Source organism: Variovorax sp. P4_D9, assembly GCF_056401695.1.
Genome location: NZ_JBFUIU010000277.1, coordinates 1 through 10,959, shown reverse-complemented (window position 1 = coordinate 10,959; position 10,959 = coordinate 1). Strand labels below are relative to the sequence as shown.

General features: G+C 69.0%; 13 protein-coding genes. 7 read left to right on the top strand and 6 right to left on the bottom strand.

Features of this window, described 5'->3' with window-relative positions:
- The coding region (locus tag AC1DY5_RS26520) for a phospholipase D-like domain-containing protein (RefSeq protein ID WP_478116227.1) at positions 1–408 on the top strand (408 nt) is incomplete at its 5' end.
- A 13-nt stretch (positions 409–421) separates the two neighbouring features.
- Here AC1DY5_RS26520 and AC1DY5_RS26515 read toward each other — a convergent pair.
- Positions 422–1,849 (bottom strand): aminotransferase-like domain-containing protein, encoded by a 1,428-nt coding sequence (locus AC1DY5_RS26515; protein ID WP_478116225.1) that lies wholly within the window; start codon positions 1,847–1,849, stop codon positions 422–424.
- A gap of 102 nt (positions 1,850–1,951) precedes the next feature.
- Here AC1DY5_RS26515 and AC1DY5_RS26510 point away from each other — a divergent pair, with 102 nt between their 5' ends.
- Genes AC1DY5_RS26510 through AC1DY5_RS26485 form a run of 6 tightly spaced genes read left to right on the top strand, consistent with a single transcriptional unit; the run spans position 1,952 to position 6,934 of the window.
- On the top strand, positions 1,952–2,551 hold the full coding sequence (locus AC1DY5_RS26510; RefSeq protein WP_478116223.1) for a LysE family translocator: 600 nt from the start codon (positions 1,952–1,954) through the stop codon (positions 2,549–2,551).
- Positions 2,548–3,477 (top strand): DMT family transporter, encoded by a 930-nt coding sequence (locus tag AC1DY5_RS26505; protein ID WP_478116221.1) that lies wholly within the window; start codon positions 2,548–2,550, stop codon positions 3,475–3,477. Before AC1DY5_RS26510 ends, AC1DY5_RS26505 begins: the two co-directional genes overlap by 4 nt.
- A gap of 25 nt (positions 3,478–3,502) precedes the next feature.
- Positions 3,503–4,717: an aminotransferase-like domain-containing protein gene (locus tag AC1DY5_RS26500; protein ID WP_478116220.1), complete on the top strand. Its 1,215-nt coding sequence runs from the start codon at positions 3,503–3,505 to the stop codon at positions 4,715–4,717.
- A gap of 24 nt (positions 4,718–4,741) precedes the next feature.
- On the top strand, positions 4,742–5,380 hold the full coding sequence (locus AC1DY5_RS26495; protein ID WP_478116218.1) for a LysE family translocator: 639 nt from the start codon (positions 4,742–4,744) through the stop codon (positions 5,378–5,380).
- A gap of 1 nt (position 5,381) precedes the next feature.
- The gene (locus tag AC1DY5_RS26490) at positions 5,382–6,023 is read left to right on the top strand and encodes a glutathione S-transferase (RefSeq protein ID WP_478116216.1); all 642 of its coding nucleotides are present in this window, start codon (positions 5,382–5,384) and stop codon (positions 6,021–6,023) included.
- A gap of 5 nt (positions 6,024–6,028) precedes the next feature.
- Positions 6,029–6,934 carry a PhzF family phenazine biosynthesis protein gene (locus tag AC1DY5_RS26485; protein ID WP_478116215.1) on the top strand — a complete coding sequence of 302 codons (906 nt, stop codon included), beginning with the start codon at positions 6,029–6,031 and terminating at the stop codon, positions 6,932–6,934.
- A gap of 263 nt (positions 6,935–7,197) precedes the next feature.
- Here the strand turns inward: AC1DY5_RS26485 and AC1DY5_RS26480 are convergent, their stop codons facing one another.
- The 5 genes from AC1DY5_RS26480 to AC1DY5_RS26460 form a co-directional block, all read right to left on the bottom strand.
- Positions 7,198–7,542, bottom strand: coding sequence for a hypothetical protein (locus AC1DY5_RS26480; protein WP_478116213.1), 345 nt, complete (start codon positions 7,540–7,542; stop codon positions 7,198–7,200).
- Positions 7,539–7,832, bottom strand: a complete 294-nt coding sequence (locus tag AC1DY5_RS26475) for a hypothetical protein (RefSeq protein WP_478116211.1) — start codon at positions 7,830–7,832, stop codon at positions 7,539–7,541. The genes AC1DY5_RS26480 and AC1DY5_RS26475 overlap by 4 nt, the downstream gene beginning before the upstream one ends.
- Before the next feature lie 232 nt (positions 7,833–8,064).
- Positions 8,065–8,853 carry a hypothetical protein gene (locus AC1DY5_RS26470; protein WP_478116210.1) on the bottom strand — a complete coding sequence of 263 codons (789 nt, stop codon included), beginning with the start codon at positions 8,851–8,853 and terminating at the stop codon, positions 8,065–8,067.
- Entirely contained in the window at positions 8,850–9,551 is a 702-nt protein-coding gene (locus tag AC1DY5_RS26465; RefSeq protein WP_478116208.1) for a DUF1266 domain-containing protein, read from the bottom strand. The genes AC1DY5_RS26470 and AC1DY5_RS26465 overlap by 4 nt, the downstream gene beginning before the upstream one ends.
- Before the next feature lie 460 nt (positions 9,552–10,011).
- Positions 10,012–10,959, bottom strand: a 948-nt coding sequence (locus AC1DY5_RS26460) for an autotransporter domain-containing protein (protein WP_478116207.1), incomplete at its 5' end; no start/stop codon positions are given.

The window sequence follows — 10,959 nt, the reverse complement described above, 5'->3', positions numbered from 1 at the left end:
GAACTCTACGAACTGCGCAGCGAGCAGGCCGGGCTCGGCAGCGCCTTCGGCTCGGGCAGCGGCAGTGCCGCGGGCGAATCGCGCTCGATGCTGCATTCGAAGGTGCTGGTGATCGACGGCCGGCTGCTGGTGGTCGGATCGATGAACCTGGACCAGCGCTCGCAGTTGCAGAACACCGAGATCGCGGTGCTGGTGCGCAGCGACGCGCTGTCGGGGGCGGCCGGCCGCAAGATCGAGTCGGCGCTGCGCGAAGGCTCGTGGCGCGTGGAGCGCAGCGACGGCCGGCTGGTCTGGCACGCCCCCGAGGGCAGCGGCCTCGAAGACGCCACCGCCGAGCCCGACACCAGCGCCGGCCTGCGCCTGATGCTCAAGCTCCTCGGGCCACTGGCGCCGGACGCGCTGCTGTAGCGGCGGCCGAGCTTCAGAGCTGGTCGCGCACGCGCGCGAACACCTTCCAGAAAGTCGCATCCTGTGCGGTCGCGAAATTGATCCGCATCAGCGTGGTGGGCGGCCGCCGGGCATGGAACAGCGAGCCCGGTGCCAGCAGGTAGCCCTCGTCGAGCATGCGCTGGGTCAGGGCATCGGTGTCGACGCCGGTGTCGACCCAGCCGAACAGGCCGGCCGGCTCCGATGCCAGCGTGCAGCCGGCCGCCAGCGCGAGCTTGACGGTGCGCCCCCGGGCACCATCGAGCCTGACGCGGATCCGTTCCGCATGCCGGCGCAACTGGCCCTGGTCGATGCACCAGGCCAGCGCGCGCTCGAACAGCGCCGGCGAGGTCAGTGTGGCGAGCAGCTTGGTCTCGAGCAGCCGGGCGACCAAGGGCGGCGATGCGGCGAGGAAGCCGATGCGCCAGTTGGGCGCCAGGATCTTGGCGAAGCCGCCGACGTAGATGGTGCGCTGCAGGCCATCGAGCGCACAGAGCCGGGTCGCATGCTCGGGCGCCAGGTGACTGTAGGTGTCGTCCTCGACGATGTGGAAGTCATGCCGATTGGCCAACTGCAGCACAYGGTGCGCGCTGCCCGGCGTCAGGCTGTAGCCAGTCGGGTTGTGCAGCACGCTGACGCTCACGAAGAGCTTGGGCTTGTGGGCCTCGCCGGCGGTGCAGTAGCGCTCCATCACTTCGAGGTCGGGGCCATCGGCCTTGCGCGGCACCGGCAGGATGCGCATGCCCAGCGCCTCGAGCCGCGCGAACTCGATCGCCCAGCCCGGCTCCTCGACCATTACCGGATCGCCCGCGCGCAGCAGGGTGCGGCTCACGATATCGAGCGCATGGGTCGCGCCGATGGTGGTCACGATCTGATCCGGCGCGGCCGGCACGCTGATGCCGGCCAGCCTGGTCGCCAGGCTGCGGCGCAGGCCGCCATCGCCCGCCGGCTCGCCGTACTGGAGCGACAGCTCCTGCAATGCCTTGCCGCTGGTGACGCGGCGCACCGCCGCCGGCATGAAGGTCGACTCCAGCCAATCGGGCGGGAAGACGCCCATGCCCGGTTGCGGCTTGTCGCTCGGACGATGGAACATGCCGCGGATCAGCGCGCTGGCGTCGGCCGCCACCAGATGCACCGGCGCCTGGGCCGGTGCCGAGCGGGTGCTGGCAGCGTCCGGCCCAGCGCCAGCCGGGCCCGGGTCGCGCACATAGAAGCCGCGTTGGCGACGCGCCTCGACCAGGCCCTGCGCCAACAATTGGTCGTAGGCTGCGACCACGGTGTGCGGGCTCACGCCCTGCTGGCGGGCACACTCGCGCACCGAGGGGAGCCGCGCGCCCGGCGGCAGCAAGCGGTTGCGGATGCGCTCCGCAAAACGGTCGGCGAGTTGCCCGGTCAGCGACTGGGCGGAGGTTCGTGTCAGCATGCCGCGTATTGCTCTGTGTCAATGAGTTGACCGATACAGGCAGTTCCTATGTTTGATTATCTGTATCGGTACTGTAATGGTCATCAGTTTAAAGTGTGTCCCATGAACTGGCAAGAATTCACTGCGCTGCTGGTGTTAGCCACGGCGATGAGTTTCTCGCCGGGTCCCAACACCACCTTGTCGACCRCACTCGCCGCCAACGGCGGCCTGCCACGCGCGATGCGTTTCGTGTGGGCCGTACCGGTCGGCTGGAGCCTGCTGCTCGCGCTGTGCGCGGCCGGCGTCGGCGCGCTCGTGCTGGCGCTGCCTTCGCTGCGCTGGGTCATCAAGGCGCTCGGCATCGGCTACCTGCTGTGGCTGGCCTGGAAGCTCAGCGGCAGCGGCTCGCTGGGCCAGGCTGACAGCGCCAAGCTGCAGGTTGGCTTCAAGCAGGGCGTGATGCTGCAGTTCCTCAACATCAAGGCCTGGCTGCTGGCGCTGACGCTGGTCGCGGGCTGGATCGCCGGCCAGCCCGATGCGCTGCGGCGTTTCGCGATCGTCGCACCGGTGATGCTGGTGTATGCCTTCACCAGTAATTTCGCCTACGCACTGGCCGGCGCGCTGCTGCGCCACTGGCTGGCCCAGGGCCGCCGCCTGCTGTGGTTCAACCGCGCCATGGCGGCCGTGCTGGCGCTCACCGCCTGGTGGATGGTGGGCGTATGAAGATCAGGGACGAGACCCTCGGCATGTGGCTGGGCGTGCTCGGCGTGGCCTTCTTCGCGGTCACGCTGCCGATGACGCGGCTGGCCACCGGAACGCAGGATGCTCCGCAACTGTCGCCCTGGTTCGTGACGCTCGGACGGGCGGCGCTGGCCGGCGTGCTGTCGGTGATCTTCCTGCTCGCCACCCGCTCTGCGAGGCCGCGGCGACAACACTGGAAGCCGCTCGGCATGGCAGTGCTTGGCAACGCGGTCGGCTACCCCTTGCTGCTGGCCTATGCGCTGCGGGTGGTCAGTGCCAGCCACGCCGCGGTGATCACAGCGCTGCTGCCGCTGGTGACCGCGGCCTGCGCTGCCTGGGTGCTGCACCAGCGGGCCCGGCTCGGCTTCTGGCTCTGTGCCATCGCAGGCAGTGCTCTGGTGGTCGCGTTCTCGCTGCTGCGGGCGCAGTCGCACGGCGGCGCCTTCGGCTTCGAATGGGCCGACGTGCTGCTGGTCGGCGCGGTCATCGCGGCCTCGTTCGGCTACATCTACGGCGCCCAGGTCACGCCGGCACTGGGGGCCGAGCGCGTGATCTGCTGGGTCTGCGTGCTGGCGTTGCCGGTCACGCTGCCGGGCACGCTGTGGCTCTGGCCCGAGCAGCCGATCGCGACCTCGGCCTGGGTCGGCTTCGTCTACGTCGGCGTGTTCTCGATGTGGATGGGCTTCTTCGCCTGGTACCGCGGCCTCGCGATGGGCGGTGCCCTGCGCGTCAGCCAGACCCAACTGCTGCAGCCCTTCCTCTCGATCCTGGCGGCCGTGCCGCTGCTCGGCGAGCCGCTCGACGTGGTCACGCTCGGCTTCGCGGCGGCCGTGGTGGCCACCGTTGTCGCCGGCAAGAAGCTGTCACAACCGCGCGCCCCACTGGTCGCCGCCGCGGCCTCCCGCTAACCTTCCGCACCCCCAAAGGAAAAACATGAACTGGAAACTCGCCGCCCGCGCCGAAAAGATGAATCCTTCGGTGCTCCGCGAAATCCTCAAGGTGACCGAGCGTCCCGGCATCATCAGCCTGGCCGGCGGCCTGCCTTCGCCCAAGGCCTTCCCGATCAACGCCTTCGCCGAAGCCTGCGCCGAAGTACTGCACAAGGACGGCCAGGCTGCGCTGCAGTACGGCGCGAGCGAAGGCTACGGCCCGCTGCGCGAAGCCGTGGCAGCGATGCTGCCGTGGCCCGTGGATCCGGCCCAGGTGCTGATCACCACCGGCTCGCAGCAGGGCCTCGACCTGGTCGCCAAGGTGCTGCTMGACCCCGGCAGCCGCGTGCTGGTTGAGACGCCGACCTACCTCGGCGCGCTGCAGGCCTTCTCGCCGATGGAGCCGGAACCGGTCAGCGTCGCCAGCGACAGCGGGGGCGTGATCGTCGACGACATGGTCGCCAAGGCCAAGGACGCGCGCTTCATCTACCTGCTGCCCAACTTCCAGAACCCGACCGGCCGCACCATGACCGAGGAGCGCCGCGCCGCGGTGTCCGCGGCCGCCGCCAAGGCGGGCCTGCCGATCGTCGAGGACAACCCCTACGGCGAGCTCTGGTTCGACAACGCGCCGGAGCTGCCGCTCACGGCGCGCAACCCTGAAGGCTGCATCTACCTCGGCTCGTTCTCGAAGGTGCTGGCGCCGGGCCTGCGGCTGGGCTTCATGGTGGCGCCCAAGGCCATCTTCCCGAAGCTGCTGCAGGCCAAGCAGGCGGCCGACCTGCATWCGCCGAGCTTCAAYCAGCGCATGGTCCATGAGGTCATGAAGGACGGCTTCCTGTCGCGCCACGTGCCGACCATCCGGGCGCTCTACAAGCGCCAGTGCGAGGCCATGGTGGCGGCGCTGGAGCGCGAGATGAAGGGCCTCTCGGTCGAGTTCGTCAAGCCGGCCGGCGGCATGTTCCTCTGGGTCCGGCTGCCCGAGGGCATCGACACCGTGGCGCTGCTGCCCAAGGCGGTGGAGCGCGGCGTGGCCTTCGTGCCGGGCGCGCCCTTCTACGCGGGCGAGGGCGACCCGCGCACCCTGCGCCTATCCTTCGTGACCGCCAGCGTCGACGAGATCGACACCGCAATCGCCGCGCTGGCCGAAGTGGTGCGCGAACAGCTCGCGCACCATGCGGCGGCCGAGGTGGAGCGGCAGCTGGCGGCCAGCACAGCCTGACAACGCCCCAGGATCAGTCCGACGATGATCGACGGCAGCACCTTCCTGCTATTCCTGCTCGCGGTGCTGGCGCTGTTCGTCTCGCCGGGGCCCAACATGGCCTTCGTGCTCTCGCACGGCGTTTCGATGGGGCCGCGGGCCGGCTTCGCAGCCGGGCTCGGCATCGCAGCGGCGGACCTGGTGCACACCGTGTCCGCGGCGACCGGCGTCACGGCACTGGTGGCGGCCTGGCCGCCCTCGTTCGACCTGCTGCGCTATGCCGGCGCGCTCTACCTGCTTTGGCTCGCCTGGCAGGCGCTGCGCGCGGGCAGCGCGCGGCCGAAGCCGCAGGCCGATGGCACCACTTTCGCGCGTGTGCTGCGCAGCGCCTGGCTCAACAATCTGGTCAATCCGAAGGCGTTGCTGTTCTTCATGGTGTTCCTGCCGCAGTTCGTCGACCCATCGCGCGGCAGCGTGCCGCTGCAGTTGGTGCTGCTGGGCGTCACGCTGTCGCTGGCCGGCCTGGTCTTCAACACCTTGCTCGGCGCCTGCAGCGGGCAGGTCCACCGCTGGCTGCGGCGGCGCGGCGCGGACGGCTTCCAGCGCGGACTCCTGGCTGCGATGATGGCGGGCTTGGCGGTCCGGCTGATCCTGCTCGACCGCCCTCCTACCAAGGGACTCTGACATGCTCAACATCTGGGGGCGCATAAGCTCCATCAACGTGCGCAAGGTGGTCTGGTGCGCACAGGAACTCGGGCTCGACTTCCAGCGCACCGAGGCGGGCGGCCGCTTCGGCGTGGTGCAGACGCCCGAATACCTGGCCCTCAATCCGAACGCCATGGTGCCGACGATCGACGACGGCGAGGGCCCGGACCGGGTCACGCTGTGGGAGTCGAACGTGATCGTGCGCTATCTGTGCGCCAAGCATTCGCCCGGCAAGCTCTACCCCGAGCCGCTGGCCGCGCGCTTCGATGCCGAGCGGTGGATGGACTGGCAGCAGACCACGCTGAACCCGGTCAGCGGCGGCGCCTTCAGGCAGTGGGTTCGGACGCCGCCCGAGCAGCGCCAACCCGAGCTGATCGCCTATTCGGTGCGCGCCACTGAGCCGCTGTTCGCGCTGCTCGATGCCCACCTCGCGAGCCGCGCCTTCATGTGCGGCGACCACTTCACGATGGCCGACATCCCGGTCGGCTGCGAGGCGCACCGCTGGTTCGGGCTGCCTCAGACCGAATACACACGGCCCGCCTGGCCGCACGTCGAACGCTGGTTCGGCGACTTGCGCATACGCGCTGCTGCACGCGGCGTGCTCGACCTGGCCCTCGAATGACAACCATGATCTCCCGCCCCTTCAAGCAAGTCGACGTCTTCACCTCGACGCCCTATTTCGGCAATCCGCTCGCGGTCGTGCTCGACGGCAGCGGCATCGACGACGAGGCCATGCAGCGCTTCGCCGCCTGGACCAATCTCTCCGAGACCACCTTCATCCTGCCGGCCACGGAGCCCAGTGCCGACTATCGCGTGCGCATCTTCACGCCGGGCGGCGAGCTGCCCTTCGCCGGCCACCCGACGCTCGGCAGCTGCCATGCCTGGCTGCAGGCCGGCGGTAAGCCGAAGGCGACCGGCCAAATCGTGCAGCAGAGCGCGGTGGGCCTGGTGCCGATCCGGCGCGAGGGCGAGCGCCTGGCCTTCGCCGCGCCTGCGATGCGGCGCATTGCGCCGAGCCCGACCCTGCTGGCCAAGGTCGCGGCGGCGCTGGGGCTGAAGGCGCAGCAGATCATCACGGCACAGCTGCTCGACAACGGGCCCGCCTGGCTGGGCCTGTTGCTCGACGATGCCGACACGGTGCTCACGCTCAAGCCGGATCACCGCGCGCTGCGCGAGCTGGGGCAAAAGGTCGGCGTTGCGGGACTGCCATCGTCGGACGGTTCCCCGCTGCTGATCGCGCGCTCGAACCGCGAAGCGCGCGCCTTTGCGCGCTTCGAGGAAGCGCCGGCCGACATCGAGGTGCGCGCCTTCGCGGCGCCGATCGGCGTCGAGGAGGACCCGGTCACGGGCAGCTTCAACGCCAGCCTGGCGCAGTGGCTGATCGCCGACGGCCACCTGCCTGAAAGCTACGTCGCCGCCCAGGGCCAGACCCTGGGCCGCGCCGGGCGCGTGCACATCCGGCGGGATGCGGAGGGGCAGGTGTGGGTCGGGGGGGATTCGGTGACCTGCGTGGATGGAAGCGCCCGGTTGTAGCGTTCGACGACCGCGTGGTCGCGAAGCCGATCCTCCGCTCACCCCCAACCAAGGCAGCAAGATCGCCGCATCCGCCCGAATCCGCAAATCGGCCGCCTTGCCGTCGGAGCGGCTGTTCACCCGCGCGATCTGGTTGTTGTAGTGGTCGTTCTCGGCGATCAGCACGTCGAGCAGGGTGCGCCGGCCGAGGTGGTACCACTGCTCGAAGAAGATCTTGCATACCCGGTCCGAGTCCTTGATCAGCGGCGTGTACTCCTCCGCCCTCAGCGCGGCATCGCGCTGCTTGCAAAGCTGTCCTGCTGCGTGGTCTTCGACACCACCCAGTTGAGCTGCGGATAGCGCGAGGCGTGCACCGACTTCGCGTACAGGTCGGCGGCCTTGGCCTCGGCCTGGGCCTGCCGAAGCGCGGGATGCTCAGGCGCTGCGAGCAGCGCCTGCTGGACTTCGACGATCGGCGTTGTCCATTGCAGCTGCGGCGGCAGCTTGACCTCTTCGCCGACCAGCTTGACCAGCTTGATCTCGACCTCGCGCAGCCCCGCCGCCACCAGGTCACGGCTCGCCAGGGCCTGCAGACGGCGGCCCCGCGCTTGGACCAGTTCGCTGTTCACAGCCGCGGTCGCTTTTGACGGTCTCGGCCAGCATCTCGACCAGCTCGGTCATGCGGCCAACGTAGGCATCGCTCAACACCATCGCCTGCTGGTTGCGGCGCAGCTTCGACCAGCGCTTGGACGGTGTCGTAGGCCACCTGCTGGCGCACCTGCAGCAGTTGCTCGCGCGCCGCGACCTGCAACTGCGGCCAGCGCTGGCCCTCGATCTCGTCGATGTCGAAGCGGGAAGCCTCCCATTTGGCCGTGGCCTCGCGCACGTCGGGGCTCAGCGCCAGGGCCTTGGCGACCATGCGCTCGAGGAAGTCGCGCGCGCTGTCGCCGACCCCGGCCGAGGCGTTGAGGGAGACAGACCCCGCGGCCGGAGCAGGTGGTGCGGCACCCTCCGGGGCTGGGCGTTTGGTGGGAGCGTCTTCCGCAACGGCAGCCGGTCTTGATGACCATGGGACCTCCGACTCAATCTGGGGCTTGCACGGAACGAGATTGTTCGATCTGGGCCTGAACCGCCAGGGTGCTTGGGTCCGGCTAAGGAACACGCATTTCCGCGCGCCGCCGAGCAGGGCGGGCAACCGCAGGGGCGCGCGCGGCCGGCGACGACGGGGGCTGCTGCGAACGCGAAAGCCTGTAGCCCTCATCGCCCAGCGTCTCGAGGGTCCAGCCGCTCGGCCCGTGCAGTTGGAGTGCGACGCGAAGATCGTCGACCGTGCAGCCGATGTTGTCGATGCGATGCCAGTTGGCGCCTTGCTCGCCCGAAGGCAGCATGCTCCTCAGCCACCTCTTCGACACCGGCTGCCCGGCCGTGAAGAAGAGCTCGAGGGCGATGTCGAAGTCGACCCCGTCGAGTTTCACTTCCTCGTCGTTGAAGGCGACGATCCGCTCGATCGGGTGGAAGGCATAGCGGTCCCAGCAGAGCAGGCGCGGCGTGCTCGCGAGCCCATGCGAATCGAGGAAGGAGAGGATCGCTCGATACAGGTCGCTGAAGAATCGAGGCGTGGTGGCGACGCCGTCGGCTTCGTTGAGGCGAGGGGCGGCGCGCGGGCGCTTCACCAGGGGAGCCTGCAGCAGCGGCACATCGGGGCCGACCGCGGTGATCAGGGCCTCGACGACGGAGCGCCCGTGGCTGTCGGTGTCGGGCGCGTCGCCAAGCACCACCACGTCGAGGGTCGAGGCGCGGGTCCCCAGCCCGAGGATCTCGTCGATGCTCGTGAAGACCAGCGGCGAGTAGCCGAGCGCGCGCAGGACGCGCCGGGTGTATTCGCGCGAGCGGGGCGTGTAGGCAAGCACGCCGGCTCGCCGGGTGGCTGCGCGGTTCACGATGCGACCTCTCGAGTGTCGGAAAGCAGCAGGCCGGATCCCAGACCGGCCGGACCGCGCGCCGTTGACGCGAGCGACGCGGGCTCGACGCAACCGTGCCACCGCGCTGCGTTGCGGGTCGGCAATCGACGCGGGTTCAGGAACACCGAATGCGTGCGGGCGAATCGGGCCCACTCGCCATGGTCGCAGACTTCGAGCGAGCCGCGTATGCCGAGGCCCACCAGCGCGGCCAGCGAGTAGTCTTTCCAGGAGCTGTAGTGCGAGCGGGCGCGGATCGACAGCCGTTGCAGGTTCTCCTCGGCGCGGGGCTTGGACAGATAGCCGACGCTGCAGGCGAGCCGTACCAGGCAGGCCGGCTGCTGAATGTCCCAGGCCCGCACGCTGAGGTGATCGTGCCGGAGGTCGTCAACCTGTGCGATGTGGGCACGCAGCGCCATGAACAGGCAGGTGTCTTCGAGTGCAGCGTATTCGTTGGAATCGACCTGCTCCCGCAGCAGCCAGGCGGCGATCGCGCGCTTCTCGGCCGGCGACATCCGGCCCAGGCTATCGAGGCGCGAATGGATCACGCGGTGGCAATCGTCGCGGGATTGGATCGCCCAGTGGTCGCGTAGCAGCTTGTGAATGCGCCGCTCAGGCAACGAGCTCGCGAGCTGGTTGAAGTTGTCGCGCACGAGCAGGGCGAAATTGCCGCTGAGCACGCAGCCGAACAATTGTTCGGGCGACATCGATTCGGTGGGCCTGAAGGCAATGGCGCGCGACCAGTTCTCGAGCGAAGGCCCGAAGCGTCCGCGCAGGAAGACCCAGAGGAGAAGCGCCCAGATCAAGGCTGCGGTAACGAAAGCCGTCATGAAGTTTCCCTGACGCATGCGACGCGCACATGCGGTTGCTCTTGGATGAAACGCCACTGCAGATGGTTCGAGTGCCGCTAGACGCCGCAGTGAGGAATTTCAATCGTACGAATCGCTTCGATGCAGCAATGTCAGACGCGTCTGAAAACACGCACGGAAATCGCCACTTACGTAGGCACTACAGGACGGCGCGGCGATCTGTGAACGGCGGAGACAAAAAGAAGAGGGTCACAACTCCGCGACCCTTTTTTCCTCAGTCGACCGCATCGGTCTCCCTGAGCCGACGTTTGCGGGCTTTGCCGGCCCGGGGCTACCAGCGCACCCGCATCCCGACCGCGCCCTGAATAGACGCCTTGACTTCGGTGTCGCCGCCGGTGCTGAACAGGTGGCCGACTTCGCCGTACAGGCTGGTGCTGCGGTTGAGCGCCAGCGTGAAGCCGCCCGCCAATTCGACCGAGGTGTAGTCGCCGGCGGTGACGATATCGGTGAAGGCGGCCGGCCCGATGAAGCGGGCGATGGTGTTGCCACCGGTGCCGTGAATCACGCCGACGCGGCCATAGGGCTGCAGGCGGCCGGCCGAGGTCGCGAAATCGCCCTTGACGCGCACGCCAAGGCCACCGGTCCAGCTGTCCAGGCTGCTCTGCTGCACACGCGCGCCGGGAATGAACAGGTCATCGAGGCGGGCGTGGCTGTAGATCAGCTGCGCCTGCGGCTCGAGCGTCCAGCCGCCCCCCATCGCGAAGGCCTGGCCGACCTCGACCGCGGCCAGCCAGCTGCTGCCGTCGCCGGTGGTCTGGAGCCCGCCGAGCGGGCGCACGGTATAGCGCTGCGAACCGTACTGGAGCACGGAGTCGACATAGAAGCCGGTGGTGTTGGCGTAGGTGGCGTAGGCCGCCAGGTAGCGCGAGCGCAGGTCGTTGCTGCCGACCGCGCGCCAGATGCCGCTGGCGAAGCCGCTGACATCGGCATCGCCGTCGATCACGCCGACGTAGACGCCGGCGCGCCAGTCGCCCAGCGGGGACACATAGACATCGGTGCCGGCCTGGACCCCGCTCGCGTGGCCCTGGCTGGAGGGATTCACGGTGCCGTCCTGGCGCACGTCGATGTCGGTGTAGATGGCCCGGGCCCACGCATGGCGGTCATGTGTGAGCGCACCGGCGACCGGCGTCAGGCTGGCGAGCGACTGAGCGCTGGCGTCGTCGTCACCCATACGGCGATGCACGCTGCCCAGCATCGCCAGGTCGTTCTGCCGCAACTG